Annotated in this window: 24 protein-coding genes; 10 read left to right on the plus strand and 14 right to left on the minus strand. The window is 62.7% G+C overall.

Features of this window, described 5'->3' with window-relative positions; genetic code table 11:
• Window positions 1–135 precede the first annotated feature (135 nt).
• Complete coding sequence (locus JQ574_RS21785; protein ID WP_212206520.1) at window positions 136–1,425, minus strand: L,D-transpeptidase; 1,290 nt, start codon at window positions 1,423–1,425, stop codon at window positions 136–138.
• Between the two features lie 335 nt (window positions 1,426–1,760).
• Here JQ574_RS21785 and JQ574_RS21790 point away from each other — a divergent pair, with 335 nt between their 5' ends.
• On the plus strand, window positions 1,761–2,564 hold the full coding sequence (locus JQ574_RS21790) for a hypothetical protein (RefSeq protein ID WP_212383831.1): 804 nt from the start codon (window positions 1,761–1,763) through the stop codon (window positions 2,562–2,564).
• Between the two features lie 15 nt (window positions 2,565–2,579).
• Here the strand turns inward: JQ574_RS21790 and sseA are convergent, their stop codons facing one another.
• From sseA to JQ574_RS21805, 3 genes are all read right to left on the minus strand, one after another.
• Entirely contained in the window at window positions 2,580–3,437 is an 858-nt protein-coding gene (gene sseA / locus JQ574_RS21795; RefSeq protein ID WP_212206510.1) for a 3-mercaptopyruvate sulfurtransferase, read from the minus strand.
• Window positions 3,438–3,574: 137 nt separating this feature from the next.
• Window positions 3,575–3,988: a rhodanese-like domain-containing protein gene (locus tag JQ574_RS21800; protein WP_211997283.1), complete on the minus strand. Its 414-nt coding sequence runs from the start codon at window positions 3,986–3,988 to the stop codon at window positions 3,575–3,577.
• Between the two features lie 136 nt (window positions 3,989–4,124).
• Complete coding sequence (locus JQ574_RS21805; RefSeq protein ID WP_212206509.1) at window positions 4,125–5,300, minus strand: VWA domain-containing protein; 1,176 nt, start codon at window positions 5,298–5,300, stop codon at window positions 4,125–4,127.
• A 148-nt stretch (window positions 5,301–5,448) separates the two neighbouring features.
• Here JQ574_RS21805 and JQ574_RS21810 point away from each other — a divergent pair, with 148 nt between their 5' ends.
• The 6 genes from JQ574_RS21810 to JQ574_RS21835 all read left to right on the plus strand — a co-directional run bounded on the left by JQ574_RS21810 (window position 5,449) and on the right by JQ574_RS21835 (window position 11,213).
• Window positions 5,449–5,691, plus strand: coding sequence for a GlsB/YeaQ/YmgE family stress response membrane protein (locus JQ574_RS21810; RefSeq protein ID WP_212033892.1), 243 nt, complete (start codon window positions 5,449–5,451; stop codon window positions 5,689–5,691).
• A 98-nt stretch (window positions 5,692–5,789) separates the two neighbouring features.
• Window positions 5,790–6,632, plus strand: a complete 843-nt coding sequence (locus JQ574_RS21815; protein WP_212206507.1) for a MoxR family ATPase — start codon at window positions 5,790–5,792, stop codon at window positions 6,630–6,632.
• Window positions 6,633–6,716: 84 nt separating this feature from the next.
• A complete protein-coding gene (locus JQ574_RS21820; RefSeq protein WP_212206505.1) occupies window positions 6,717–8,219 on the plus strand; it encodes an NAD(P)/FAD-dependent oxidoreductase in 1,503 nt (500 codons plus the stop codon).
• A 192-nt stretch (window positions 8,220–8,411) separates the two neighbouring features.
• On the plus strand, window positions 8,412–9,461 hold the full coding sequence (locus JQ574_RS21825) for an aromatic ring-hydroxylating dioxygenase subunit alpha (protein ID WP_212206503.1): 1,050 nt from the start codon (window positions 8,412–8,414) through the stop codon (window positions 9,459–9,461).
• Window positions 9,462–9,465: 4 nt separating this feature from the next.
• Window positions 9,466–10,218, plus strand: a complete 753-nt coding sequence (locus JQ574_RS21830; RefSeq protein WP_212206501.1) for a GntR family transcriptional regulator — start codon at window positions 9,466–9,468, stop codon at window positions 10,216–10,218.
• 8 nt (window positions 10,219–10,226) lie between these two features.
• Complete coding sequence (locus JQ574_RS21835; RefSeq protein WP_212206499.1) at window positions 10,227–11,213, plus strand: PDR/VanB family oxidoreductase; 987 nt, start codon at window positions 10,227–10,229, stop codon at window positions 11,211–11,213.
• Here JQ574_RS21835 and JQ574_RS21840 read toward each other — a convergent pair.
• The 5 genes from JQ574_RS21840 to JQ574_RS21860 form a co-directional block, all read right to left on the minus strand.
• Entirely contained in the window at window positions 11,210–12,841 is a 1,632-nt protein-coding gene (locus JQ574_RS21840; RefSeq protein WP_212206497.1) for a GMC family oxidoreductase, read from the minus strand. The genes JQ574_RS21835 and JQ574_RS21840 overlap by 4 nt on opposite strands.
• Window positions 12,842–12,870: 29 nt before the next feature.
• Window positions 12,871–13,464 carry a GNAT family N-acetyltransferase gene (locus JQ574_RS21845; RefSeq protein ID WP_212206495.1) on the minus strand — a complete coding sequence of 198 codons (594 nt, stop codon included), beginning with the start codon at window positions 13,462–13,464 and terminating at the stop codon, window positions 12,871–12,873.
• A 126-nt stretch (window positions 13,465–13,590) separates the two neighbouring features.
• Window positions 13,591–14,517: an SMP-30/gluconolactonase/LRE family protein gene (locus tag JQ574_RS21850; protein WP_212206493.1), complete on the minus strand. Its 927-nt coding sequence runs from the start codon at window positions 14,515–14,517 to the stop codon at window positions 13,591–13,593.
• A 162-nt stretch (window positions 14,518–14,679) separates the two neighbouring features.
• Complete coding sequence (locus tag JQ574_RS21855; RefSeq protein WP_212206491.1) at window positions 14,680–15,516, minus strand: AraC family transcriptional regulator; 837 nt, start codon at window positions 15,514–15,516, stop codon at window positions 14,680–14,682.
• A 135-nt stretch (window positions 15,517–15,651) separates the two neighbouring features.
• Window positions 15,652–16,002: a hypothetical protein gene (locus JQ574_RS21860; RefSeq protein WP_409363378.1), complete on the minus strand. Its 351-nt coding sequence runs from the start codon at window positions 16,000–16,002 to the stop codon at window positions 15,652–15,654.
• A gap of 184 nt (window positions 16,003–16,186) precedes the next feature.
• Here JQ574_RS21860 and JQ574_RS21865 point away from each other — a divergent pair, with 184 nt between their 5' ends.
• The gene (locus JQ574_RS21865; RefSeq protein WP_212033914.1) at window positions 16,187–16,405 is read left to right on the plus strand and encodes a hypothetical protein; all 219 of its coding nucleotides are present in this window, start codon (window positions 16,187–16,189) and stop codon (window positions 16,403–16,405) included.
• 135 nt (window positions 16,406–16,540) lie between these two features.
• Here the strand turns inward: JQ574_RS21865 and JQ574_RS21870 are convergent, their stop codons facing one another.
• The 3 genes from JQ574_RS21870 to JQ574_RS21880 all read right to left on the minus strand — a co-directional run bounded on the left by JQ574_RS21870 (window position 16,541) and on the right by JQ574_RS21880 (window position 18,096).
• Entirely contained in the window at window positions 16,541–16,678 is a 138-nt protein-coding gene (locus tag JQ574_RS21870; protein ID WP_212206489.1) for a hypothetical protein, read from the minus strand.
• 17 nt (window positions 16,679–16,695) lie between these two features.
• A complete protein-coding gene (locus JQ574_RS21875; protein WP_212206487.1) occupies window positions 16,696–17,130 on the minus strand; it encodes a cupin domain-containing protein in 435 nt (144 codons plus the stop codon).
• A gap of 312 nt (window positions 17,131–17,442) precedes the next feature.
• Window positions 17,443–18,096, minus strand: coding sequence for a glutathione S-transferase family protein (locus tag JQ574_RS21880; RefSeq protein WP_212206485.1), 654 nt, complete (start codon window positions 18,094–18,096; stop codon window positions 17,443–17,445).
• 188 nt (window positions 18,097–18,284) lie between these two features.
• On the opposite strand from JQ574_RS21880, the gene JQ574_RS21885 reads away from it, so the two are divergent.
• Complete coding sequence (locus tag JQ574_RS21885; protein ID WP_212206483.1) at window positions 18,285–19,508, plus strand: polyhydroxyalkanoate depolymerase; 1,224 nt, start codon at window positions 18,285–18,287, stop codon at window positions 19,506–19,508.
• Window positions 19,509–21,168: 1,660 nt separating this feature from the next.
• Here JQ574_RS21885 and JQ574_RS21890 read toward each other — a convergent pair.
• Entirely contained in the window at window positions 21,169–22,539 is a 1,371-nt protein-coding gene (locus JQ574_RS21890) for a citrate transporter (protein WP_249119514.1), read from the minus strand.
• A gap of 1,269 nt (window positions 22,540–23,808) precedes the next feature.
• Window positions 23,809–25,731 (minus strand): AsmA family protein, encoded by a 1,923-nt coding sequence (locus JQ574_RS21895; protein WP_212207670.1) that lies wholly within the window; start codon window positions 25,729–25,731, stop codon window positions 23,809–23,811.
• A gap of 249 nt (window positions 25,732–25,980) precedes the next feature.
• Here JQ574_RS21895 and JQ574_RS21900 point away from each other — a divergent pair, with 249 nt between their 5' ends.
• A complete protein-coding gene (locus JQ574_RS21900; protein WP_212207671.1) occupies window positions 25,981–26,688 on the plus strand; it encodes a CoA transferase subunit A in 708 nt (235 codons plus the stop codon).
• Window positions 26,689–26,693 lie beyond the last annotated feature (5 nt).

A 26,693-nucleotide genomic window follows, 5' to 3' on the forward strand; every position in this document is an offset into this window, starting at 1 on the left:
CTTTGCCGCCCAGCCTCGTTGTCGGCGGCAAATAGTCGGAAGAAATGTGAATTCAAGCGCGCGCCCACCTCGCGCCCAATAAGAAAGGCACGCTTTCGCGTGCCTTTTTTAAATGATGTCGGTCCGAACCAGCGCCTAGCGCACCGTCACCGGCGCGGGCAGCGGGGGCACCACGGTCGGCTGCATGCCGGGAACCGGGGCGAGTTGCGCCTGAGTCGGCCCGCCCTGCGCGGTTGCAGGCGGCAAGCCTTGGGCAGGTGGCAAGCCTTGAGCAGGGGCCAAGCCCTGGGCAGGCGCGGCCGAGGCGGTCGCGGTTCCCGGCGGCGGGCCACCGGGCATCACGACAACGCGGGTGCCGACTTTGACGCGTTCGAACAGGTCGGACACGTCCTCGTTCAGCATGCCGATGCAACCCGACGAGACGAACTTGCCGATCGTCGAAGGCTGGTTGGTGCCGTGGATGCGGTAGACGGTCGTACCCAGATACATCGCGCGGGCACCCATCGGGTTGCCGGGGCCGCCGGCCATGAAGCGCGGCAGATAGGGCTGGCGTTCGATCATCTCGGACGGCGGATGCCAATCCGGCCACTCGGCCTTGCGGGTAACCTTCTGCACACCCGTCCAGGTGAAACCATCGCGGCCGACGCGGACGCCGTAGCGGATCGCGCGGCCGCCGCCGAGCACATAATAGAGGTAGGTGTTCGGCGTATCGACGACCAGCGTGCCGGCGGGCTCCTTGGTCGCGAACGAAACTTCCTGACGGCGCAGATGCGGCGGCAGCTGCGCGGGCGCGGCTTCCGGCTGTTCTTCGGGCGGCAGGGCTGACAGCACCAACGGCTTGCCGTCGGCGCCGACGGCCGGCTGCTGCGGTTGCACGGCGCCGGTGACGGCGGGTCCGCCGCCGACCGCTTCCGGCGGACGCATGCGGTCGTCACCCAGAACGCGACGATCATCACCACGATCCGAATAGATCACGGGTGGCGGACCGGCGGGCCGCCCGTAACGCGGATCATCTGGCGAAAGAATCGGGCCCGTAGGCATCGGCTGGCCGCGGTCCGAATAAACCGGCGCGCCGGCAGGACGACCGTAACGCGGATCATCCGGCGAAAGGACGGGGCCTGTGGGCATCGGCTGGCCGCGGTCCGAATAAACCGGGCGGCCGTAGCGGGGGTCGTTCGGCGACAGCACCGGACCAGGCGGCGGGAGCGCGGTCGAACTCTGGGCGTTCGGCGCGTCGTCGTCGTCATCGTCCAAGGCATCGAAATCCGGCGCGGGTCTGCGGCGTTCATCGACGCCATAACCACCGGGAACATACTGTCCGGCCTGGTAGCCTTGGCCCTGGTAGCCTTGGGCCTGGGCAAGCGAGGTTCCTGCCATTGCAGCAGCGATGGCAGCGCTGATCGTCAGAATACGGTTAATCATCATCGCTCTTGTATAGTCCCCAAGCCACACCGGACCGTTAACGGCAGATGACGGAAGATAGCGGCGCATTCAAGACAAATCCGTCAAATTCGGCCCAAATCGGTCATTTTGTGATGGACCGTGAACGCTGCGGCAAAGATGCCGCACGGCGCGAAAAACATCGTCTACCAGCCCCACGCCGCCATTGGCCGCCAATTTTGTAACAAACAGGTTCGAGGCGTTGAGATACTCTCGAATCGGCCTGATTCGCGGTGCGAATCCAGCCGCTTCCCAGTGGTCACCGCGTTCCCTTGGCATCAACAGCCCTGCATGTTCCCGGCAAGGCGGAACTCGCGTCCATGCTCCCCGGTTTTCGCTTTCTGTTCGCCGCGATCGTGCTGTCGATGTCGGTTCTGGTCTTTGGGCTGGGTGCGGCGGCGCTGCTGCGTGCCTCGCATGAGCAATTTGCCAGCATCCCGTCGCGGCGGCCGCCGCCCGAACCCGTATTTGTCAGGCAGAACGAACCGCCCCAGCCGACCCTGGCCCTGCTGCGCGTCGAGCCCGATGTCGCAGAGAAGGTGCCGGACAATGTGCCGGCGACCATCATCGAGACCGTGACCCCTTCCGCGCCAGCTCCGGAAGCGCCGCCGGCTGAACCGGAAAAGACGGCTGCGCTGAAGCTGGACGAACCCGTGAAGCTGAACGAGGCCGTGCCGGACGAGACGGTGAAAGCGGAAATCCCGGCGGCAGAAACAATACCGGCTGTTCAGGCTGCGCCGGCGGAGATGCCTGCCGCCGAGACTCCTGCTGCCGAGACGCCTGCGGCGAATGAGGAAGTGAAGCTCGCGGCGATCGCGGAAACGCCGCCGCCGGCAACATCAGCCGTATCGACCGAGCCTGCGCCGGTGGCGGAAGCGCCCTCCCTGGCAGACAACCTCGCCGCGATGAAGATCGCCACGCTGGGCGGTCCTTCCGTCGCTATCCAGGAAACGGCTTCGGTGAAACCGGCGGCCGCAAAATCAGAGCGCAGCGTCAACCGGAAGCGGGCGCAGCGCGCCAAAGAGCGCCGGCGCATCGCAGCGGCGCGACGCGCGCTGCAGGCGCGGCAACTGGCTCAGCAAGCGGCCGACCCGTTTGCGCAACTAACCTCGCGCAGCAGATAATAAAACGCGCACCGTTCAGGTCGGGCCGGTCGCAACCGGCGGCCCGCCCTGCACACCCCATTCGGTCCATGAGCCGTCATACAGCGCACTGCCGCGCACGCCGAGGCGATAAAGCGCCAGCGTCAGCACCAGCGCGGAGACGCCGGAACCGCAACTCGTCACGATCGGCGCGTCGAGCTTGACGCCGGCGCCGACAAAAACGGCGCGCAGCTCCTCGAGCGACTTCATCGCACCGGTCGAGGCATCGAACAGCTGGTTGTAGGGCACGCTGAGGCTGCCCGGAATATGACCCGAACGCAGGCCCGGCCGCGGCTCGGGCACCTTGCCCTGATAACGTTCGTTGGCGCGCGCATCGAGCACCTGCTCGGTGCGGCTTTCAAGATTGTCGACCATCTGCTGGATATTGCGCGTGTACCGCGGATCGAACGTCGCCTTGAACGTCGCCGGCTTCGGCGTGACCTCACCGCTGTCAATCTTGCGGCCTTCGGCACGCCACTTCTTCAGGCCGCCATTCAGAATCCGGACGTTCTGGTGTCCGAACGACAGGAACATCCACCACACGCGGGGGGCTGCGACCCATCCGCCGGAATCGTACAGCACGACCGTATCGCCGTTGCCTATTCCAAGCCCGCCGACATCGCGGCCGAACTGCTCGGCGCTCGGGAACATATGCGGCAGCGGATTGGAATGATCGGACACCGCGTCGACGTCGAAGAACACCGCGCCCGGCAGGTGGGAGGCGAGATAGTCGTCCTTCGGCAGCGGCAGAATGCCCGGCATCTTGAACGACGCGTCGATGATCTTGATCTTGGGATCGTCGTAATGCGCGGCGAGCCAATCGGTGGAGACAAGCGGATCGTCGGTGGTGGTCATGTTTGATTCCAATTCTTCGGTAGTGGGGCCGTCGCCCTTCGAGGCGCGCAAGAGCGCGCACCTCAGGGTGACGGGAATCGAAATTCGTCATCCTGAGGTGCGAGCGCTTGCGAGCCTCGAAGGATGACAGCCGGCTGTCAGCCCTTCTTCTTCGGCTCCCACTTCTCGACCGGGCCGCCGGCGTCGCGCCAGGCGGCGAAACCGCCGGCCATGTGCGCGACCGGCTTCAGGCCCATGTCTTTCGCGGTCTTGGCCGCCAGCGCCGAACGCATGCCGCCGGCGCAGTGGAAGATGAATTTCTTGTCCTGTTGGAACACCGGCTTGGCGTAGGGGCTTTCCGGATCGATCCAGAATTCCAGCATGCCGCGCGTGCAGGAGAACGCACCGGGAATGCGGCCGTCGCGCTCGATCTCGCGAGGGTCGCGGATATCGACGATCACGACGTCGTCGCTGGCAGCCGCCTTGATCGAATCCACAGCGCTTAAGGTTTCGATCTCGGCATTGGCTTCGTCGATCAGGGATTTGATACCGCGGTGGATGGTCTGGGGCATTGATTGCACCTTCATTGTTGTCCGCTGTTGTTTTGTTGCCGTCATTCCGGGGCGATGCGAAAGCATCGAACCCGGAATCTCTATCCAGTAAAACAACCTCGAGGTTCCGGCTTCGCCCCGGAACGACGGTGAAAGCCTACCGCACCAATTCCTTCATCGCGCCTTCGAGGCCTTCGATCGTGATCGGGTACATCCGCTCCGAGAACAGCCGGCGAATGATGGTGGTGGATTCCGAATAGTCCCAGTGCTTCTTCGCCACCGGATTGAGCCACACCGCGTGCGGATAGGTGCGAATGATGCGATCGAGCCAGACCGAACCGGCCTCCTCGTTGACGTGCTCGACCGAGCCGCCGGGGACCATGATTTCGTAAGGCGACATCGAGGCGTCGCCGACGAACACCACCTTGTAGTCGTGCGGGTACTTATGCAGCACGTCCCAGGTCGGGGTGCGGTCGGTGAAGCGCCGCTTGTTCTGCTTCCAGACGCCTTCATAAAGGCAGTTGTGGAAGTAGAAATATTCCATGTGCTTGAATTCGGTCTTCGCCGCCGAGAACAACTCCTCGACCTGCTCGATATGCGAATCCATGGACCCACCGATGTCGAAGAAGACCAATACCTTGACCGCGTTGCGCCGCTCGGGGCGCATATGCACGTCGAGATAGCCGTGGTTGGCGGTCTCCTTGATCGTGGTGTCGAGGTCGAGTTCGTCAGGCGCGCCGGTGCGGGCGAATTTGCGCAACCGCCGCAGCGCGATCTTGATGTTGCGGATGCCAAGCTCGACATTGCCGTCGAGATCCTTGAACTCGCGCTTGTCCCACACCTTCACGGCGCGGTTGTTGCGGTTCTTTTCCTGGCCGATCCGCACGCCTTCGGGATTGTAGCCGTGGGCGCCGAACGGCGAGGTGCCTGCCGTGCCGATCCACTTGCTGCCGCCCTGGTGGCGGCCTTTCTGTTCCTCTAGCCGCTTGCGAAGCGTCTCCATGAGCTTGTCCCAGCCCATCGCCTCGATCTGCTTCTTCTCTTCCTCGGTGAGGTATTTCTCCGCGAGCTTCTTCAGCCATTCGGCGGGAATGTCCGCCTTCTCCATGGCGTCGAGCAGGTTCTCCAGCCCCTTGAATACGGAACCGAACACGCGGTCGAACTTGTCGAGGTTGCGTTCGTCCTTCACCAAAGCGGCGCGGGAGAGGTAATAGAAATTCTCCACCGTCTGATCGGCGAGGTCGGCGTCGAGCGCCTCCATCAGCGTCAGATATTCGCGCAAGGTCACCGGGACCTGTGCGTCGCGCAGCGATGTGAAGAATTGCAAGAACATGCAATACAGATTGCCCGCCGCGCCGCTGACGTCAAGGGCTGGCGGATTCCCGACGGGGAAGGCCAGCGCATACCAGACAGGCCTAGACCGGGAGGGTTTTTCCTCTAGAATTGAGCCATAAAGGGCTTATTCCGGCAGGGGAAATTCAATGGGGATCATAGCTGCGCTGATCATCGGCGCGATTGCGGGCTGGCTGGCCGGAAAGATCGTGCGCGGCGCGGGTTTTGGGCTGATCGGCAACATCGTGATCGGCATCATCGGCGCGCTTCTTGCGGGCTGGCTGTTGCCGCAACTGGGCGTCAACCTCGGCGGCGGCTGGATCCGCGAGATCATCAACGCCACCATCGGCGGCGTGATCATCCTGGTGATCCTCTCGCTGGTCAAACGCTGACAGGCGCGCATCACCTTCAATCGCGACCGCCGAGCCGGCGGTCGTTTACTGTTCAGGCCGCTAGCGGCGCAAGAACGAACAACAAGGCAAAAAGATAGATGAAATTTACCGGCACCAAGGACTACGTCGCCACCGAAGACCTCAAGGTCGCGGTCAACGCCTCGATCGTGCTCGAGCGCCCGCTGCTGATCAAGGGCGAGCCCGGTACCGGCAAGACCGTGCTGGCCGAGGAAGTCGCCAAGGCGCTCGGCGCGCCGCTGTTGACCTGGCACATCAAGTCCACCACCAAGGCGCAGCAGGGCCTCTACGAATATGACGCGGTATCGCGGCTGCGCGACAGCCAGCTCGGCGACAGCAGGGTCTCCGACATCTCCAACTACATCAAGCGCGGCAAGCTGTGGGAAGCCTTCACCCACGACAAGCGCCCGGTGCTGCTGATCGACGAAATCGACAAGGCCGACATCGAATTCCCCAACGACCTCCTGCTCGAACTCGATCGCATGGAGTTCTTCGTTTATGAGACCGGCGAGAACATCAAGGCGAGCCTGCGCCCGATCGTGATGATCACCTCGAACAACGAGAAGGAACTGCCGGACGCGTTCCTGCGCCGCTGCTTCTTCCACTACATCAAGTTCCCCGACGCCGACACCATGGGCCGGATCGTCGACGTGCACTTCCCCAACATCAAGAAACGCCTGGTCGAGGAAGCGCTGCGGATCTTCTTCGAGGTGCGCGAAGTGCCGGGCCTGAAGAAGAAGCCCTCGACGTCGGAGCTGCTGGACTGGCTCAAGCTGCTGCTCAACGAGGACATCACCCCGGAAATGCTGCGGGAGCGCGATCCGCGCAAGCTGATCCCGCCGCTGCACGGCGCGCTCCTAAAGAACGAGCAGGACGTGCATCTGTTCGAACGACTGGCGTTCCTGAGCCGCCGCGAAGTGTAATTCGCGAGACGACAGCGCCAGAACCGGGGGTTCTGGCGCTTCGCTTTTGAAACGACAAAATCAACGAAAAGAAGAACAGGGAAGATGAACGTTCAAAGCCAGATTCACGCCGCCTCGCCCGGCCATACCGAGCATTTCGACGTCCTGATCGCGGGCGCCGGCATCTCCGGCGTCGGCGCGGCCTACCACCTCACCACGCAATGTCCGGGCACCAGTTTCGTTGCCCTCGAAACCCAGAAGACGTTCGGCGGCACCTGGAGCACGCACCGCTATCCGGGCATCCGCTCGGACAGCGACCTGCATACGTTCGGCTATCGCTTCAAGCCGTGGACCACGGCGCCGATCGCAAGCGCGGCTGAGATCCTCAAATATATGGGCGATGTGATCGAGGAGAATGACCTCGCCCGCCATATCCGCTACCAGCACACCATCACTTCGGCGACCTGGTCGAGCGAACAGAACCTCTGGACCATCGAGGCCACGCGGAGCGACACCGGCGAAAAGCTTCGCTTCACCACCAATTTCTTCTGGATGTGCCAGGGCTATTACCGCCACACCGAAGGCTACACACCAGAGTGGAAGGATATGGCCAGGTTCCAGGGCCAAATCGTCCATCCGCAGAAATGGCCTGAAGATCTCGACTACAAGAACAAGCGCGTCATCGTGATCGGCTCCGGCGCCACGGCCGCAACGCTGATCCCGGCGCTGGCCAATGACGTCGCGCATGTCACCATGCTGCAGCGTTCGCCGACCTATTTCCGCACCGGCCGCAACGCGATCGAAATCGCCGAGCAACTACGGCAGTTGCAGGTCGACGAGAAGTGGATCCACGAAATCACCCGCCGAAAGATCCTGTTCGATCAGGATGCATTCACCCGCAAGACCTTCGAGGAACCGGAAGCGGCGAAGAAGGATTTGTTGTCGGCGGTGGAAGCCTATCTCGGCAAGGACTACGACATTGCGACCCACTTCACGCCAAAATATCGGCCGTGGCGGCAGCGCATCGCCTTCATTCCCGATGGCGATTTGTTCCAGGGCATCAAGTCGGGCAAGGCTTCGGTCGTCACCGACGAGATCGAGTGCTTCACCGAGAAGGGCATCCTGCTGAAATCCGGCAAGGAGCTGGAAGCCGACATCATCGTGACCGCGACCGGCTTCAACCTCTCGGCCAATGGCGACATCGCATTCGCGGTCGATGGCAAGAAGCTGGATTTCGCCGATACCGTGACCTATCGCGGCATGATGTTCACCGGCGTGCCGAACCTGGTCTGGGTGTTCGGCTATTTCCGCGCCAGCTGGACCCTGCGCGTCGATCTCGTCGCGGATTTCGTGTGCCGGTTGCTCAACCACATGAAGGACACCGGCGCGAAGAAAGTGGTGCCCCAGCTGCGGCCGGAAGACCACAACATGCCGCTATTGCCGTGGATCGATCCGGAAAATTTCAACCCCGGCTACATGATGCGCGGCATGCACTTGTTGCCCAAGCGCGGCGACAAGCCGGAGTGGCAGCACAACCAGGACTACTGGGCGGAGAAGGATGAATTTCCGGCCATCGACCTGAAGGACCACGTGTTCGTTTACGGTTGACCAACCCGGATTGGGTTGAGGCTACTGAACCGCTCCCCGCTCGGGAGCGGTTTTTTATTACCTTTCTCAGAGCAACTAAAGCCAATACTGTATACCGGAATGGACATTTTTCAGCACAACTCATAAAATATCTCGACTTGCGGCCACTAATGTATACAGACTGCACTCAGGCCATAGTATTGGAGTGCAGCCATGCCGTCGTCATTCCCGCTCAATGCCTGGTACGCCGCCGCCTGGGACGTCGATCTCAAGCACGCGCTCTTCCCCCGTACGATCTGCGGCAAGCATGTGGTGATGTACCGCCGCTCCGACGGCCAGGTGGCCGCGCTGGAAGACGCCTGCTGGCACCGGCTGGTGCCGCTGTCGAAAGGCCGGCTCGACGGCGACACCGTCGTCTGCGGCTATCACGGGCTGAAATACAATGCGCAGGGCCGCTGCACCTACATGCCCTCGCAGGAGACCATCAACCCGTCCGCCTGCGTGCGCTCCTATCCCGTGGTCGAGCGGCATCGCTTCATCTGGCTGTGGATGGGCGACCCGGCGCTGGCCGATCCGGCGCTGGTGCCTGACATGCACTGGAACCACGATCCGGCCTGGGCCGGCGACGGCAAGACCATTCACGTGAAGTGCGATTATCGGCTCGTGGTCGACAATCTGATGGACCTCACCCACGAGACCTTCGTGCACGGCTCCAGCATCGGCAACGACCACGTCGCCGAGGCCCCGTTCGACGTCACCCATGGCGAGCGCACCGTGACGGTGACGCGCTGGATGCGCGGCATCGAGGCGCCTCCGTTCTGGGCCGCGCAGCTGGGCAAGCCCGGCCCGGTCGACCGCTGGCAGATCATCCATTTCCAGGCGCCCGGCACCGTCAATATCGACGTCGGGGTGGCGCCCGCCGGCACCGGCGCGCCGGAAGGCGACCGCTCGCAGGGCGTCAACGGTTTTGTCCTTAACACCATGACTCCGGAGACCGACACGACCTGCCACTATTTCTGGGCCTTCGTCCGCAACCACCGCCTGACCGAACAGAAGCTGACCACCGAGATCCGCGAAGGCGTCTCCAATATTTTCCGCGAGGACGAGATCATCCTGGAAGCGCAGCAGCGCGCCATGGATGAGAATCCGGACCGCACCTTCTACAACCTCAACATCGACGCCGGCGCGATGTGGGCGCGGCGCGTGATCGATCGCATGGTGGCCCACGAGACATCGCCGCCGACCGCACAAGCCGCGGAGTGAGGCCATGAGCGAACGCGATTCCGAACGCTCGATTTCGCAGACGGTGCGGGCCCAGCTCGCGCTGCGCGACATGATCCTGTCCGGGCAGTTGCGGCCGGGCGAGCGCATCTCCGAATTGCAGGCGGTCGAGATCACCAACGTGTCGCGGACGCCGGTGCGGCTGGCCCTGGTCCGGCTCGAAGACGAAGGCCTGCTGCAGGCGATCCCCTCCGGCGGTTTCATGGTCAAGGCGTTCACCGAGCGCGACATTTTGGATTCGATCGAGCTGCGCGGTACGCTGGAAGGCCTCGCCGCCCGCTTCGCCGCCGAACGCGGCGCGAGCGCGCGCAGCCTCGAGCCGCTGAAGGAATGCCTCGCCGACCTCGATCAGCTGGTTCGCCAGGATCCGGTCTCGGTCGAAGCCTTCTCCGCCTATGTGACCATGAACGCGCGCTTTCACGCGCTGCTCACCGAACTTTCCGCCAGCCCGCCGCTGATCCGGCAGATCGACCGCGTCTCGGCATTGCCGTTCGCGTCGCCGAGCGGCTTCGTGATGGCGCAGTCGGCGCTGCCGGAAGCGCACCAGATCCTTTTGATCGGACAGGACCATCACCGCATCGTGGTGGACGCGATCGAGAACCGCGAGGGCGCGCGCGCCGAAGCCATCATGCGCGAACATTCGCGCCTCGCCGCACGCAATCTGCGGCTGGCACTGCGCAATCGCACGCATCTCGATTTGCTGCCGGCCCTCGCATTGCTCCAATCCCCGGCCGAATAGGGATCGTCATGCGCTTTGCCGAACAATGGAGCTGGTGCACGGTCGACGCGATCCGTGACGTCACGCCTGGCATCCGCGAATTCCGCCTGCGCCCGGACGGCGGCGTGGCGCCCTACCCGGCCGGCAGCCATCTCAACGTCGCGGTGCTGATCGACGGGCAGCCCGCACGGCGGTCCTATTCGCTGGTCGGCGATCGCGATCCGGAAGTGTATCGCATCGCGGTGCGGCTGGCGCCGGACAGCCGCGGCGGCTCGCGCGCGATGTGGAGCCTCAAGCCGGGCGCGCGGATCGAAATCTCCAATCCAACATCGCTGCTCGATATCGACTGGAACAGGAAAAATTATTGCCTGATCGCGGGTGGCATCGGCATCACCCCGATATCAGGCATCGCCAGCGCCCTGCACCGCCGGAACATCGACCTGCGCCTGCACTACGCAGTAAAATCGCGCGGCGACGCCGCCTATCTCGACGAATTGTCGTCCGTACTTGACGACCGACTGGTCGTCCACGCCAGCGACGAAGGCGAGCGGCTCGATCTCGATGCCACCTTCCGCGCACTGCCATCGGACGCGATGGCCATCATGTGCGGGCCGATGCGGATGCTGGAGGCGGCGCGGCGCGCCTGGAACGAGGCGGGACGAGCGCCCGCCGATCTGCGTTACGAAACCTTCGGCTCCAGCGGCCTGCTGCCGACGGCGGAATTCCGCGTACGTCTGAAGGACACCGGCGCCGAGCTTGTGGTCTCGCCCAACAGCTCAATGCTCGACGTGCTCAACGACGCCGGCTTCGAGGTGATCTCGGACTGCCAGCGCGGCGAATGCGGCGTCTGCGCGGTCGATGTCATCGCCGTCGATGGCGAGATCGACCACCGCGACGTGTTCTTCAGCGACGCGCAGAAGCAGGGCAACCGCAAGATCTGCCCATGCGTGTCACGCGCCGTGGGCGTGGTCACGATCGACACGCTGTACCGGGCAGAGGCACCTCTGCGCGGCTAAACCCGCGCTGCCTCAGGCGCGGCCTTGCCGCGGATCATGTCGGAGGCCTTGTCGGCGATCATCATGGTCGAGGCGTTGAGATTGGCCGAGATCATCCGCGGCATGATCGACGCGTCTACCACCCGCAGGCCCTGCAGCCCGTGGACGCGCAGCTGGTCGTCGACGACAGCCCATTTGGTATCGGCCGGTCCCATCCGGCAGGTGCAGCCGGGGTGGAACGTGGTGGTGCCGCGCTCGGTGGCCGCGGCGAGAAACTCGTCGTCGCTTTGCACCTTGGGCCCGGGGAAATCCTCATAGGCGTAATATTGCGACAGCGGCGCGGAAGCGAGCAGCCGGCGCGCCAGCTTCATACCGGCGACGACGACGCGGCGATCGAGCTCCTCGACCAGATAATTGGTCTGGATGATCGGCGGCGCAAACGGATCGGCCGAGCGGATACGGACAAAGCCGCGGCTTTCCGGCCGCTGCTGCCATGAGGCGATGGTCATGCCAGGCTCGTCCTCGAGCTGGCCCTGCACGCCCTCCTTGTAGCTTGCGGGCGTGAATGTCAGCTGCAGGTCGGAGCTTTCGGTGGTCTCGCCGGAATGCCAGAAGCAATAGACCATGGTCGGCGACAGCGACAGCAGCCCGCGTCGCGTCGTCGCCCATTTCAGCGCCTCGACCCAGAGGCTGAGGCCGCGCCGAAGCTCGTTAATGGTCTTGATGTTCTTGACGCGCGCGACCGAGCGCGGCGCGTAATGATCCTGCAGGCCCTCGCCGACGCCTGATAGCGCGTGACGCACCTCGATGCCGTGCGACTGCAACAGCTCCGGCGAGCCGACGCCGGACAATTGCAACACTTGAGGTGAATTGTAGGTACCGCCGGAGAGGATGACTTCCTTGTTGGCGCGCACTTCGGTGGGCGTGCCGCCCTTGCCGCCCTTGAGGTAACGGACGCCGACGGCGCGCTTGCCTTCGAAGATGATGTTGGTGACATGTGCATGCGTCCGCACATCGACATTCCCGCGTTTTACCGCCGGATGCAGGAACGCGGTCGCGGCGCTGACGCGCAGGCCGTTTTGAATGGTGCGCTGGGCGTAGGAGACGCCTTCCTGGATCGCGCCGTTGTAATCGGGGTTGCGCGGAATGCCCAGACTCATGGCGCCTGCCATGAATGCCTCGCACAGCGGATCGCGCCAATCCATGGTCGTGACGGTCAGGCTGCCGTCGCGCCCGCGATAGGTTTCATCGCCCTCGCCGACGCGCCGCTCCAGCCGCCTGAAGTAGGGCAGAATGTCCGGGTAGCCCCAGCTCCGATTGCCGAGTTGCGCCCAGGTATCGAAGTCCTGGCGCTGGCCGCGGTTATAGATATGGCCGTTGATCGACGACGAGCCGCCGAGCGTCTTGCCGCGCGGCGCGTAGATGCTGCGGCCGCCGGTCCACGGCCCCGGCTCCTGCTGATACGCCCAGTTGACGCTCTTCATATGGAACGTCTTGATGAAGCCGGCCGGCAGATGAATGTAGGGATGCCAGTCCTTGCCCCCAGCTTCGAGCACACACACGCGGGTGCCTGCATCTTCGCTCAGGCGATTGGCGAGCACGCTGCCTGCGGAGCCCGCGCCAATGATCACATAATCGAACGTTTCCATCACACTTTTTTCTGCCGCGGGCTGAAAAACTACCGCAGTCTATCGTTGAGTTGATAATTGAGATGCGCCTTCACCGTCGGCCACTCGCTGGCGATAATGCTGAACACCACGGTATCGCGCAACGTGCCATTCGGCGCGATCACATGGTTGCGCAAGATGCCATCCTGCTTGGCGCCCAGGCGTTCGATGCCGCGGCGGCTCTGCTGGTTGAAGAAGTGCGTGCGGAATTCTACCGCGATGCAATCGAGCGTCTCGAAGGCGTGCGTCAGCAACAGCAATTTGCACTGCGTATTGAGGGCGCTGCGCTGCACGCGCTTGGCGTACCAGGTGGAGCCGATCTCGACGCGCCGGTTGGCGGCATCGACATTCATATAGGTCGTCATTCCCGCGATCTTGCCGTCGGCATCGAACACCGTGAACGGCAGCATCGAGCCTGATGCCTGCAAGCCGAGCCGGCGATCGATCTCCTTGGTCATGTCTTCCGGCGCCGGCACGAAGGTGTACCAGAGATTCCACAGCTCCCCGTCCCGCACCGCTTCGGTCAGGCCGTCGCGCTGATCGTGCGACAGCGGTTCGAGCCGCGCGTAAGCGCCGCGAAGGGTAATCGGTTCAAGCCAGGGCATTCAGGACTCCGCTCTCTATTCCGTCATTGCGAGGAGCGCAGCGACGAAGCAATCCATTCTTTCTTTGCGTGGCGACATGGATTGCTTCGCTACGCTCGCAATGACGTTGATAGGCTCGTACCTATATCACTTATTCAAGAAATTCAGCGGCAGGCCGGGGCGCGGCCAGTCCATCGCGACCAGCTCGCCCTTGCCTGACAGCGTGATGTACGCGGTCTTCAGGTCGGGCCCGCCAAAGGCGATATTGGTGGTCATGCGGTCGCCGGTCGGCACCTGCTCGACCAGGGTGCCGTCGGGGGCGATCACGGAGATGCAGCCCGAGATCAGCGTCGCCACGCAGACATTGCCTGAGGCTTCGACCGCGAGCGAGTCGAACATCTGGTAGCCGCCGAGGCCTGTGATCGGCTTGCCGCGTTCACCGCGATAGATCGGCTCGCGCGGCTTCAGCGTGCCGGACGCGGAAAGTTCGTAGGCCCAAAGCCGCGCGGTCGGCGTTTCGGCGATGTAGACAGTGTTTTCGTCTGGCGACAGCCCGATGCCGTTGGCCGGCAGTACGCCGTGCACGATTTCGACGATCTCCTTCATGCCGGGCTTGACGTAGTAGACGCCGCCGACATCCATGTCGCGGGCCCGGCGCTTGCCCAGTTCGGAGAACCACAGGCCGCCGTGCTTGTCGAACACGAGGTCGTTGGGACCCCGCAGCGGATACTCGCCGCATTTGTCGACCACCGTCTCGACCTTGCCGTTCGAGAGGTCGACGCGCTGGATCGAGCCACCGAGATAGTCATCGGGCTGCGGACCCGGCATGATCACCTTGCCCGTCGGAATCCAGCTAAAGCCGCCATTGTTGCAGAAATACATTTTGCCGTCGGGGCCAAGCGCTGCGCCATTGGGGCCACCGGGGACTTCCGCGACCACCTCCTTGCGGCCGTCCGGCCAGATCCGTGTCAGCCGTTTCCCGCGGATTTCGACCAGCACGACCGATCCGTCCGGCATGACTACCGGGCCTTCCGGAAACTCCAGATCGGTGGCGAGAACGCGGACATTTCCCATGAAATCCTCCCGGCTTTTTATGGCTGCAGGCGGACTCCAAGCTCATTTCCGCACGCGCAACGCTGACGTTGCGTCATGTTATGGCAAAGCAGATCACGCTTGCCAAGCAACCGCAGGCCATTGGGACACGCAGGGCTGCCCTGCGGGAGATTGCGTCTGCCCCTACTCGCGAACCGGTATCCATATTTCCAGTCCGCCATTGCCGGTCGCGGGATCGAACTTCTCGTCATAGCGCTCGAAATTCGGCGCGTCGGCGGCTTTCATGCCGGACGCCGGCAGCCAGTGATTCCAAATCGTGTTGACGGTACGGCGAATGGTCGAGATGTGCTCGGCGTGGGTAAACACGGCGTATTTCTGCTCGGGAATCCGCACCCGCTGGAATTCGCGCGGCAGGTCGGAGAAATCGGTCACTTCGACGGCGGCGACATAGTCGAAATTGCCAGCATCGTCGGCGTTGCAACAGACGCCATAGGCCACCTTGCCGACCCGGCCGGGGACATTGTCGATGGCCTGATTGAAACGCTGCCACAGGCTCGGAATGAAGGCGCCTTCGTTTTCGTGGGTGCAGCGTTCGCCGATACCGGCGACCAGCAAGGCCTTGCCGGTCTCGAAACGCGGGGGCTTGAGATGATCGAGCGCGGTTGAAATCATGACGATGGGCTCCTGAAGCTTGAGACGATCGAGGCACGTTCCCGATCGGACCATCTCAGGCGTGATGCCGAAATGGTCGCGGAACGCGCGGGTGAAGGCTTCGTGAGAGCTGTAATCCGCATCCAGCGCGAGGCTGAGAATGTCAGGGGCGCCGTCGCCAAGCGCACGCGCCGCATTGCTGAGGCGACGCGCACGCACATAGCGCATGACCGAATATCCGGTCGCGGCCGCGAACGCCCGCACCAGATGGAAGCGCGAGACGCCGGCGATCGCGGATATCTCGTCGAGGGTCAACGGCCCGGCGAGATGACTTTCGATGTACCAGAGCGCCTTCTGGGCTGGATTCATCGGTGACAGCTTTCTTGTCGAAGCGGCCGCATCATGAACGCTTGCAACGCGCCGCATTTGACCGGCGTTGCTCTCGCGGCCGCCACAGCGTCGCGGGAACCGCGGGTGTGCTGCGCATCGCCCGGAATGACGGCGTTACTTCGCCGCAGCCGGCGCCGCGTCCTTCGCCGGCGCATCGGCCTTCTTCTTCAATTCTTCCGCCGTCTTCTTCTGCAGATCGTCCACGAACTTCTGCAAGGCGATGACGCTTCCCTTCAACGCCTCGATCTGCCGGTTGGCGGCATCGAGCTTCTGCTGATTGTCCTGCGTCATCTTGTTGATGGTCTTTTGCAGGAAGTCGACATTGCTCTGCAGGCAGGAGGTGCGCCGCTCCATGGTTTTTTCGACGGTGCAGATCTCGATGCCGGGAACATCCTGCGCGTAGCTTGCGCATGGCATCAGCAGCGCTGCGACGGCGGCAGCAGTCGTTGCAATCCGGGCGATCATCCAATCCTCACTTAGACTTCATTCGGTCAATCACATCAATTTGCTCGTATCAGGCCGCAGGCTGCAGCGATACCACACTGATACCGCATTCAGGCGGTGAGCTTCCCCTTTATGGGTGTGGATGGACTTTCGCCGGGGAACCCAAACGTAAGGTTTGCACGCCCCGGCAATGGAGATTGAACATATGGCAACGCGCGAGAAGCGGCTGGCACAGTTCGATGGCAACGGGGAACCGCCGCCGGACCGGCCGGTGGAGGTGCTTTGCGAGGATCACAGCGGCACATATCAGTTACCGTTCGCCTGCCGCTGGATCGAGGGCCAATGGCGCAACGAGCGGACCGGTGGCGCCCTTGAGGCGACCGTGGTCGGCTGGCGGCTGCCGCGGGTCAGCAGTCAGGTTTGACAGTTTTTTTCCGGGGCTAGGCGGTTGCAGGCGCAGCCGCGCGCGCGGCGCATTGTGTCAGAATGCGACGATGTCGCGCGTTGTCCGAAACCGCTCTTAAGTTTTGGAACGCGGACGGAACGAATCGCGCCCGAATCACTGCTTGGCGGCTGTACTCCCCTGTTCACGGCTAGATATCGGCTGGAACGTGATGCGGCGCACCACATGCAGCACCGCCACGATCGGCCGCAACCAGCGGCCGACGACAAGGGTTAATTCCTCCTGGGATGACATGACGATCTCCTTGGCGGTCACTTCCAGGGTGTCGGCGGCGGCACGTGATCGACGGCCGGGTCCACATCGACGGTCTTGAAGTCGGCCGGGCTGACGATCTCCAGGTACTCCATGTCTTGCGAGTAGTCGTAGAGGTAGTGCGTGATGCCCGGGCGCTGATGCACGACGTCGCCGGCTTGCACCAGCGTCGACTTGTCCTCGTACATGAAGCGTGCCCAGCCCTTGGTCATGATCACGATCTGGAATTCGCACAGATGCTTGTGCCAACCGGTGCCTTCTTCAGGCGGCAGATCGGGATTGGCCTTGACCAGATGGCAGATCACCTGGCCGCCGGTGGCGTCGGCGATACCGAGGTCGCGGTAGAGGAAGAAGTCGCGCAGTCCCCCGCCTTCGAAGTCGGTATCGCCGGGTTTGACATGGGAGAATTTGCTGACGATGGCAGTCTGATTCATTGAAGCCTCCACGGTTCTCGTTCGCGAGATCGCGATCACGCAAGGCGTCCAAATTTTCGGCAGCGTCGCATCGTCGCGTTCACGGCTGCATGCTGCTATGCGAAATCTGCGCCAGTCGCGTTGCACTGCGGCGATCACACCAGTGACCGGCCGAAGCGCTTGACGGGAGACTGGAATCCGCGCCCGGTGATTTCTGCCGCAGCGTTGCTGCATCGCGGATGTCAGCGGCGATACACCGCGATGGCACCGGCTTTAAGCAAACCCTGCCCGAAGCTTGAGCCCGTCAAACGGGCAGCGCCTGGCGCGCGCTGCCTAATATTCCACCTCGAGCTCCTCGATGTCGGCGGGCTCGGCCTTGGCGGCTTCGATCCACTCGACCATCTCGGGCATCGCCATGATGGTTTTTGCGTAGGCCGCAAGCTTCGGGTCGAGCTTGACGTCATAGGTCATGAAGCGGGTCACGACCGGCGCGTACATCGCGTCCGCCATGGTGCGTTCGCCGAACAGGAACGGCCCCCCGGACTGGGCAAGGCACTCGCGCCAGATGGTACAGACGCGGTCGATATCGGACTGTGCGCGCGACCAGATCTTGAAGTTCGGGAAATGGCCCTTGAGGTTGACCGGCAGTGAGGCCCGCAGCGTGGTGAAGCCGGAATGGATTTCACCGCAGATCGATCGGCAGTGCGCCCGCCGCACCCGGTCCGCCGGCAGCAGGCCGGCGTCCGGCATCACCTCGTTGAGATATTCGGCGATCGCCAGCGTGTCCCAGACGGTGGCGCCTTCGTGCCGCAGGCACGGCACCAGGATCGACGACGACAGCAGCAGGATTTCGGCCCGCGCCGACGCGTCGTCAGGTGCGGTCACGACCTCTTCGAAGGGAAGACCTGAGAATTTCGCGAGCAACCAGCCGCGCAGCGACCAGGACGAATAGTTCTTGCTGCTGATGGTCAGTGTCGTTTTCGCCATAGGGCCTTCCCTCACGCCTGAACGTCTTCCGCAAGGCTGAGCCGGCCGCACCAGCGCGCCGCCGATAGCTTACGCCGGTCACTTGCGCCGGTCACGTTCCGCAGCAAGCCACGTGCCAGTTTTTCGGGCCGGTTCGCTCCGCTTTGGCTTCGATATTGCATGGCATCATCGGGCAAGGGCGGATGCGTATGATGTCATTGATGTACCAAGCTTATCAGAACCATATGGACCTCACGGCGCCGTGGCGGACCGGGGCCGGAGCGGCGCTGAAATACCTCAACCTCGTGCCGCAAGGCGTGTCCGACAAGGCGTTGGGGCGGCTGGCTGCGGCGCTCGAACTGATCTCGCGCACCTCGCTGACCTACACCCGCCCGGCCTACGGCATCGACAAGGTCATGGTCGGCAATCAGGAACTGGAGGTAACCGAGGAAGTCGCCTTTGCCACGCCGTTCGGATCGCTGCTGCGGTTCAAGAAGGAGCACGCGCCGGAGCAACCGAAGTTGCTGCTGGTGGCGCCGATGTCCGGCCATTTCGCGACGCTGCTGCGCGGCACCGTGAAGACCCTGCTGCAGGACCACGACGTCTACATCACCGACTGGCACAATCCGCGCGAGATCCCGCTCAACGCCGGCCGCTTCGGCCTCGAGGATTACACCGACCACCTCATCACCTTCCTGGGCAAGATGGGCCCGCGCTCGCACATGGTGGCGATCTGCCAGCCCTCGGTCTCGGCGCTGGCGGCGGCGGCCGTGATGTCGGAGCAAAATCACCCGGCGCGGCCTGCGACGCTGACGTTGATGGCGGGGCCGATCGACACCCGCATCCAGCCGACCAAGGTCAATGACTTCGCCAAGAGCAAACCGATCAAATGGTTCAAGGAGAATTTGATCAACTACGTGCCCGTTCAATGCAAGGGCGCGTTCCGCCAGGTCTATCCGGGCTTCGTGCAGCTCACAGCGTTCGTCTCGATGAACCTCGAGCGTCACATCAAACAGCACATCGACCTTGCCCAGCATCTGGCCAAAGGCGAGAAGGAGAAGGCGGAAGTCATCAAGACCTTCTACGACGAATATTTCGCCGTGATGGACCTGCCCGCGGAATTTTACATCGAGACCGTGCGCGACGTGTTTCAGGAGCATCTGCTGCCGCTGGGCAAGCTGATGCATCGCGGCAAGCCGGTGAACCCGGCCGCGATCAAGCGCATGGGCCTGATGACGGTCGAAGGCGAGAAGGACGACATCTGCTCGATCGGCCAGACGCTGGCCGCCCAAGATCTCTGCACCGGCGTGCGCGCCTATCGCCGCGTCCATCACATGCAGGCCGGCGTCGGCCATTACGGCGTGTTCTCCGGCAAACGCTGGAACAACGAGATCTATCCGCTGCTGCGGGATTTTGTTCATGTGAACTCGTGAGGGGCAGGCTTTGGCTTGGCGTCGTTGTGAGCCCGGCTGCTCCACGCACCACTGTCATCCCCGCGGATGCGGGGATCCAGTACGCCGCGGCTTCTCGGTTCTATCATCGGCGCCTCTGGAATACTGGGTCGCCCGGTCAAGGCCGGGCGATGACAACTGAATATGTGGCCGCATTCTCGCGACGCATTGCGCCCGAGGCTTGCCAGAAACTTCCCGCCCTCCATACAAAGGGCGCAGGGAAGACCGGGTGCGCGCTGCACCCGCGGTCTCGTGTGCGGTTTGCACTAAGTAGGCTGCACACGAGCATACAGGGCAGCGGTGAACACCCGGCCTTCCCTGCGCAATGGCTTTACGGCTTATGCCGTGATCTCCCCGGAGACGAGTTCTTGGTTGACTCCGTCACCGCCGGTTCAGCTCACGCCTAGCCGACGGCTTGACGCCAGCAACGGGCGCCAGGACCACACGGTTTTGCCGTACGCTTAATCCACGCCGTCGTCTCAGCGCAAACAAGCGTCCACCGCAACCCGTCCAACGTCCGTGACGACGGCCGACGCCCTCTGAGTGGGACGGGATGGCAAAACATATGCACCTGATTTGCCTTCCGGTAAACAGAAATATTATTTTATTTTGGGGCTTGACATGATTTCTGTAAAACAGAACTGCTTTGCCCCGGCTTCGCCAAGGCTACGCCGGGCGCGGCCGTCGGGTTGATTTGTCGCGCCTTGGCTTGCAGATTGCTATTGCGCGCGCCGCGACGCAGTTCTCAAGGCGCAGGCAGATTGCGGGGTGAACCCATAAGTTCAAGCGATCACCCGGCGTCGGCTTTACCCTGGACTACGGACGCAATTCAGGCGTGGCGTGAGGTCCGGACGCGCCCGAGCTTGAGCTTGGGTAAGGGCGCTCAACAATTGCCACTGCCGGTTTGAAGTGCCGGGCTTTTCCTGACTCCACAGAATTTTGGGAAGATCTTCTTGCCGGGGCGCTTTTCATCCCGAACGAATTTGAACTTGACCGGCGAGGGTCGCGCGAATGCGGCCCTTTTGATGCACAATCACAAGGGGGTGGTTAACAGCGTTGTTAATCGCCCCTCTCGCTGTTTGACTCACACCCAACTGAGGCGGCCCCGACCCCCAATATCAGCGCATGAGCGATTGAAAATATTCCGGTCCCAAGAAAGAGGCCGCCAACATGAGACGGCCCTGCGCTTTGGTCAGAGCCTTCTGGCGAGGCGCGGCAAATCAATCCTTGTCTTGCGCGTACTTCTCCAAAACCAGCCGATTATACTCATCTCTCACAGCTCTCCGTGAGATATGCCCTTTTCGGTCCTTGGCAATCTTCAGAAGATCAGGATCAGTCGGTGCCTGTGATTTCCTTCTGAATCTGGCAAAGAGCCGACTGGTAGGCCCCGAGGCTCTTCTAAACAGCCGGTCAAACCATCCCATTGTGTCCTCACCGGTCATACTGCGAATTACGACACCCTATCATCATGAACTTAGGACACTAGGGTCAAGTACGGACAGTACCCTTCCAGCCCTATGCAGCTGAAAACGCAGGTCGAACTCAATATCGTATGACCGTTCAGGGAAGCTGACATCGGCTATCCCGTCGACCCCTTTCGCCAAGGGCCAATTGCCGACGTTCCATCCGCGCCAGGCTCGCTTTACAGGTGGCCAGCCACGCCCAGTTGATAGTTCACATCTAGCGCAGCACGCTTTTTGTGTGGAGAATCAGGATTCCAACCAACAATGGCGAACATAACGAAGAAGCCCACAATGTACGCTACCGCGACATACCAGCCGTGGCGCAGCCACAAGCCGACCGACTTGGCCTCCGGATACATATTGGAGATCGCGACGCCCGCAGACGAGCCGAACCAGATCATCGAACCGCCGAAGCCTACGGCATATGCAAGGAAACCCCAGTCGTAGCCGCCCTGCTTGAGTGCGAGCGCCGTCAGCGGAATGTTGTCGAACACGGAAGACAGGAAGCCGAGCCCCAGCGCCGTTTGCCACGAGGCGACAGGCAATTCCTCGACCGGCATAAAGGACGCGTTAGTGACAAGGGCCAGGAGGAAGACCGTTCCCTTGAACGTTTCCGGCATGATCGCCCAATCCGGCCGACGCAGCGGCGCGGCCGCGAGAATGACGATCCATACCGCAAGTCCGATCACGGGGATAACATCGAGCACCGCCGGAAACTTCAGGTTGGCGATGACGTTGGCCAAAACAGCGCTGGTCAGGATTGCACCGACAACGCCCGCATAAGTCCAATCGATGTGCAGGCGACGCTGCGTATCCTTCTCTATTGGGGAATGGCGGTGTTGTGCCAGCGAAGCCGGTATCCCGTAGATCAGGAAGCCGGCGACGGCTGCGACGTAGGCTTCGACGACGCGCAGCGGGCTGATGCCGTCGATCCACATCATGGTGGTGGTGGTATCACCGACCACGCTGCCGGCGCCGCCGGCATTGGCGGCCGCAACGATGGCGGCAAGGTAACCGATATGTAGTTTGCCCTTGAACAAGTGCCGCGCCATCGTGCCGCCGATCATGGCCGCGGCAATATTGTCGAGGAAGCCCGACATCACGAATACAGTAGCAAGCAGAACCAGGCAGCCGCTCCAACCGTTTGGCAGCAACGCCGGCATCGCGTCGGGGATTCGACTGTTCTCGAAATGCCGCGACAGGATGGCGAAACCCATCAGCAGCAAAAACAGATTGGCGAGAACAACCCATTCGTGGTGGAGCTGGAGCATCAGGCCGGTCAGGCTCTCGCCTTGCCGGAAGCCGGTAAACAGGAGCTTGTAAAGTGTGACGGCCACGAGCCCGGTCAACGCCACCTCAAGCGTCTTGTGGTGGAACACCGCTACACCCAGCAGTGTCAGGCCGAACAGAATGAAATCAACCGGAATGCCGAACAGGAAGACGGGCTGAGCCGAATACGGGCCAGTTGTGGATGCTGCCGCGACGGGATTTGCGATCAGGACGGCTGGGAGAGCCACCGCGGCTGCAACAAGCAGCAGGGGCACATTCATGGCCTGCCCGGTGAGGGATTGGGCACGGAGGATTTCTTGGGCTGAACGTCGGGGATGCATTGGGCGCACGCTTTCCGCGTGGCGGCCCGACCATCGCTTGACCTGTCACTGCCACATGCAGCGAGCACCCGAGTGCCGTTCTACACGCCAACCGAAAGAAAGCAATGTGTGCTGGAGGCTGATGTCCGCTCTGAGTCATTCGGCGGAAGCTGACGTCCGGGTCGGCGACTTCCGATCTTCCCCTAACAACGGACTTCACTCGTCAGATCGGCTAGTTCTGAAAAGTGCCCAAAAGCAGACATCACGATCTTTGCCGGATTCCTGCTTTGCTCCCAAGATCGGTTCGAGGCGATGACGGAGGCGTTTTCCGTTGGGTGCTAGCTTGCGCCCGAGCCGGGTGCCGGACTGAGCGGAGCGCCCCCTACCGAAAAGGGGCCGACAGGCCTGGAAAGTGGCGGAGGGGTCGGAGGAAGAACCGGAGGGAGTACTTTTCTCGACGCCTGGATGACCCGCGTGCGAGGATTTGGACGTGGGATGCTGGAAGTCGTCAACGGTGCGATGCTGGAAGTCGTCAGCGGTGGCGCCTGATTCTGCAGGGAGCTCACCTGCGCCGTCAGCAGGGAGAGTTGACGGGTTATTCTTTTCAAATCCGCCTGTTGGGCTGCGGAGCTCTGGATCAGCGACATCAACACATCGGCGTTTTGCTCCTGCGACGTCTGAATGTCCCGCAGTCCCGCCCTGACAACCGGATCCGGTACGAGGACCGGAGCCGGGACAGGCGGAGGAGATGCAGCGACGCGATTGTAATTTGGCGGGGAGAAGCGGCTGAAGTCCGGCAAGGACAACCGATCGACGCTCGGCAAAGAGAACTGATTGAAAACCGGCAGTGAGAAGCCGCCGAAACTCGGCAAGGAATTGGCGGTGGCGGCACCAATGACGGCCATGGCAGCCAGCGAGACAGCTAACACCGGCACCGGGCTTGAGGCCACCCGCGGTGCCCCCTCGGGCTGTTTGTCTCCTTGCGTTTCCCTGCCGGGTGCTTCGGTCACCTGCGTTCCCTACGTCTCAGCCCATCGCCGGTCAGCAAAACAAAAGAGCCATCGCGGTGACAAACCAGCAATGGCTCGCGCGCGCTTGCCCACCTGAATTCGGCTCAAATCATGGGCTCGTATGGTTAATGTTCAGTTATTCCAGAGACCAGCCGGCATCGCTGCCCGTCCGAGCCAGGTCGCAAGCGTCATCGTGAACAGGCTTGTGGTCCTGCCGTCGTCAGTTCGGCTTCGTGGCACCTTCTGCCGCCGCCGGCGCCGCCGGCCTTGGGCCGCCGCCGGTGATCCGCTCGATCACCGAGCGAACGGCGTCGCGGGTCTTGCGATCCTTTACCGCATCCAGCAGCGGGGCGGCACCCGGCGAGCGGCGGATCAGGCTTTCGGGATCGGGAAACACCAATGGATCGTCCCAGGGTCCCTGCACCACGAACGGCAGGTCGAAGCCGGGCGGCGCGTTGGGTGCAGACGTCAGACTGGCGACGCCCTTCAGATCGTATTCGCGCGCCGGCACCGAGGCCGTGCCGGTCAGCGTGAGCCGCGTCGTGGGACCCTCGACGCGGACGTCTTCGGCGGTCGCGATGCCGTCGTTGAATTTTACCTCCACGTTGAGCGTATCGAAGGGCGTCGAGCCGTTGCGGAAATTGCCGCTGCCGGACAGCGGCCGCCGCTCCAGCCGCTTCAACAGCTGTTCGACATTGAAGCCGGAGATCGCGCCGTCACGGCCGTTCAGGGTCGCGGTGCCGTCGAGCGAGGTGACGAGCCCGAACGGGCTGGAGCCCGAGGCCACCAGCGAGACATTGAGATTGCCGCGGCCGGAGAGTTTGTTGATGCCGAACAATTCGGATGCGCAGGCGTGCAGGTCGACATCGGTGAACTGGAACTGGGCCTTGACGTCGGCCACCGCGTCCGAGCGCGCGACACCGAACGTGCCCTTGGCGATGCCGCCATACATCTGCGCCTCGGCGACCGAGAGCGCGAGCGCGCCGCCGCGCAGATTGGCGCCGAAGGCGGTGCGGCCGAGCTTGGTCGAACCGACCGTCACCCTGGCGGCCGACAGCCGCATGTCGAGATCGGTGGTCGACAAAGAGTTCAGGTCGAACAATTGCCGATTCCAGTCGCGCGCGCCGCTCGCCAGCAGGCGGAAGGTCGAGATGTAGGGCGTGAAATCCAGCGCCCCGGCGGCCAGCGTCGCCTGCAGCGTCTGTCGGCCGTTATTGGCGAAGGTCATCACGCCTTCGGCGACGTTGCCGTCGAGTTCGACATTCACATTGGTCAGCGCAACGGAAGCGCCGACGACATTGGCGCGGGCCTTCAGCGCGAAGCGGCCGAAGCCGCCGCCGGGCGGCGTCTGTCCCATCCAGCGCAACGCGTTGCGCAGGGACGGGCTGTCGATCGTCACCGTGCCTTCCATCATCAGGCTGGTGCGGTTGGCGAGTGCGCCATCGAATGCCAGTTTCAGCGGTGCGCTGACCAGCCGCGCCTTCACGCCGGAGCGATCTCCCGACAGCAGCGCGAGGAAATCGCTGGCGCTGACCGAGCCGTCGACGCGCTCGCCGCGCCAATCGAACTGTCCGGTGGCGGCGAACGAACGCGAGATCGACGGCCAGGCCAGCGACAGGTCGATATCGCTTAGCGCCTCGGAGGCCTGGCTGGTGGCGTCTTCATAGTTGAGCACGCCGTCCTGGATCCGGATCTCGGAGAACGACACCTGATTCTCGGCGCCCGGCTTCATGGCGCGCGCGATGGTCTCGACGAACGGCGTCCAGTTGCTCTCGCCATGGCCGTTCCTGACGACGCGGATATGCGGCCGCAGCATCATGACGTCGGCGATCTCGAACCGCCGCAGCAACAGCGGCAGCAAGCGCAGATTGGCCGTCAGCACGTCGACCTGCAGCGCCGGGTCGACGGTGGCACCGCCCTTCAGCCTGACATTGTGAAACGAGACATAGCTGCCGGGAAATACCGAGACGTCGATCGCACCCGAGACGACCAGATCGAGCCCGGTGACGGCGCGAATCTGCGCTTCGACCGCCTGGCGCAACGCGTCCCGGTTGAGGAACCAGGAGGTCCCGATCAGGCCAATCAAAGCCAAGCCGAGAAACGCCGCAATCGGCATCCCCAGGCGCTTCATTCCTTGGGCCATCGTCAAAGACATATCCAGGTCGGGTTGAGGTCGAGGGTTTGGTTGTCCGGGGCGGCCGCGCCTAGCTTTCAGCCCTTGCCAACCCACACAACCTGAAGGGTTTTCTTGACGCTTTCAAGGCCATCCTGGCGTTGTGAACCGCCGCCGGTGGTCCAAAAGCGCGCGCATTGACGCAGTGCGAAGATTTCGCCTAATAATCCTTAAGATTATGCCGGCCTTGAGCCGTTTCCTCCATCAGGTCAGACATCCATGAACAAGGTTTACCCCGACGCCAAATCGGCACTCGATGGCGTTCTCAAGGACGGCATGATGATCATGTCGGGTGGTTTCGGTCTTTGCGGCATCGCCGAGACCCTGTCGGACGCGATCCGCGAATCCGGCGTGAAGGGCCTCACCGTCATCTCCAACAATGCCGGCGTCGACGGCATCGGGCTGAGCCGGCTGCTGGAGACGCGGCAGATCAAGAAGATGATCTCGTCCTATGTCGGCGAGAACAAGCTGTTCGCCCAGCAATACCTCGCCGGCGAACTGGAACTCGAATTCAATCCGCAGGGCACGCTGGCCGAGCGCATCCGCGCCGGCGGCGCCGGTATCCCGGCCTTCTTCACCAAGACCGGCGTCGGCACCCTGATCGCCGAAGGCAAGGAAGTGAAGGAATTCGACGGCGAGAAATACATCATGGAGCGCGGGCTGTTCGCCGACCTCGCCATCGTCCACGCCTGGAAGGGCGATACCGCCGGGAACCTGGTCTATCGCAAGACCGCCCGCAATTTTAACCCGATGATGGCGACCGCTGCCAAGATCACCATCGCCGAGGTCGAGCATCTGGTGCCCGCCGGCGAGATCGACCCCGACCACATCCACACGCCCGGCATTTTCGTCAAACGCATCATCGACGTCGGCACCGGCAAGAAGCGGATCGAGTTCCGCAACACCCGTCCGCGCCCCGCAGCGTAACTCAA

This window comes from Bradyrhizobium sp. AUGA SZCCT0158, from assembly GCF_018130065.1.
GTDB lineage: Bacteria > Pseudomonadota > Alphaproteobacteria > Rhizobiales > Xanthobacteraceae > Bradyrhizobium.

Excerpts from the sequence above, each read along its gene's own strand:
- JQ574_RS21895 (WP_212207670.1), bottom strand. The coding sequence starts at position 25,731 with ATGGCCCAAGGAATGAAGCGCCTGGGGATGCCGATTGCGGCGTTTCTC.
- JQ574_RS21815 (WP_212206507.1), top strand. The coding sequence starts at position 5,790 with ATGAAATTTACCGGCACCAAGGACTACGTCGCCACCGAAGACCTCAAG.
- JQ574_RS21850 (WP_212206493.1), bottom strand. The coding sequence starts at position 14,517 with ATGGGAAATGTCCGCGTTCTCGCCACCGATCTGGAGTTTCCGGAAGGC.
- JQ574_RS21880 (WP_212206485.1), bottom strand. The coding sequence starts at position 18,096 with ATGGCGAAAACGACACTGACCATCAGCAGCAAGAACTATTCGTCCTGG.
- JQ574_RS21805 (WP_212206509.1), bottom strand. The coding sequence starts at position 5,300 with ATGTTCTTGCAATTCTTCACATCGCTGCGCGACGCACAGGTCCCGGTG.
- sseA (WP_212206510.1), bottom strand. The coding sequence starts at position 3,437 with ATGACCACCACCGACGATCCGCTTGTCTCCACCGATTGGCTCGCCGCG.
- JQ574_RS21810 (WP_212033892.1), top strand. The coding sequence starts at position 5,449 with ATGGGGATCATAGCTGCGCTGATCATCGGCGCGATTGCGGGCTGGCTG.
- JQ574_RS21800 (WP_211997283.1), bottom strand. The coding sequence starts at position 3,988 with ATGCCCCAGACCATCCACCGCGGTATCAAATCCCTGATCGACGAAGCC.
- JQ574_RS21820 (WP_212206505.1), top strand. The coding sequence starts at position 6,717 with ATGAACGTTCAAAGCCAGATTCACGCCGCCTCGCCCGGCCATACCGAG.
- JQ574_RS21875 (WP_212206487.1), bottom strand. The coding sequence starts at position 17,130 with ATGAATCAGACTGCCATCGTCAGCAAATTCTCCCATGTCAAACCCGGC.
- JQ574_RS21790 (WP_212383831.1), top strand. The coding sequence starts at position 1,761 with ATGCTCCCCGGTTTTCGCTTTCTGTTCGCCGCGATCGTGCTGTCGATG.
- JQ574_RS21860 (WP_409363378.1), bottom strand. The coding sequence starts at position 16,002 with ATGATCGCCCGGATTGCAACGACTGCTGCCGCCGTCGCAGCGCTGCTG.
- JQ574_RS21835 (WP_212206499.1), top strand. The coding sequence starts at position 10,227 with ATGCGCTTTGCCGAACAATGGAGCTGGTGCACGGTCGACGCGATCCGT.
- JQ574_RS21885 (WP_212206483.1), top strand. The coding sequence starts at position 18,285 with ATGATGTCATTGATGTACCAAGCTTATCAGAACCATATGGACCTCACG.
- JQ574_RS21870 (WP_212206489.1), bottom strand. The coding sequence starts at position 16,678 with ATGTCATCCCAGGAGGAATTAACCCTTGTCGTCGGCCGCTGGTTGCGG.
- JQ574_RS21825 (WP_212206503.1), top strand. The coding sequence starts at position 8,412 with ATGCCGTCGTCATTCCCGCTCAATGCCTGGTACGCCGCCGCCTGGGAC.
- JQ574_RS21865 (WP_212033914.1), top strand. The coding sequence starts at position 16,187 with ATGGCAACGCGCGAGAAGCGGCTGGCACAGTTCGATGGCAACGGGGAA.
- JQ574_RS21890 (WP_249119514.1), bottom strand. The coding sequence starts at position 22,539 with ATGAATGTGCCCCTGCTGCTTGTTGCAGCCGCGGTGGCTCTCCCAGCC.
- JQ574_RS21840 (WP_212206497.1), bottom strand. The coding sequence starts at position 12,841 with ATGGAAACGTTCGATTATGTGATCATTGGCGCGGGCTCCGCAGGCAGC.
- JQ574_RS21900 (WP_212207671.1), top strand. The coding sequence starts at position 25,981 with ATGAACAAGGTTTACCCCGACGCCAAATCGGCACTCGATGGCGTTCTC.
- JQ574_RS21845 (WP_212206495.1), bottom strand. The coding sequence starts at position 13,464 with ATGCCCTGGCTTGAACCGATTACCCTTCGCGGCGCTTACGCGCGGCTC.
- JQ574_RS21830 (WP_212206501.1), top strand. The coding sequence starts at position 9,466 with ATGAGCGAACGCGATTCCGAACGCTCGATTTCGCAGACGGTGCGGGCC.
- JQ574_RS21785 (WP_212206520.1), bottom strand. The coding sequence starts at position 1,425 with ATGATGATTAACCGTATTCTGACGATCAGCGCTGCCATCGCTGCTGCA.
- JQ574_RS21855 (WP_212206491.1), bottom strand. The coding sequence starts at position 15,516 with ATGAATCCAGCCCAGAAGGCGCTCTGGTACATCGAAAGTCATCTCGCC.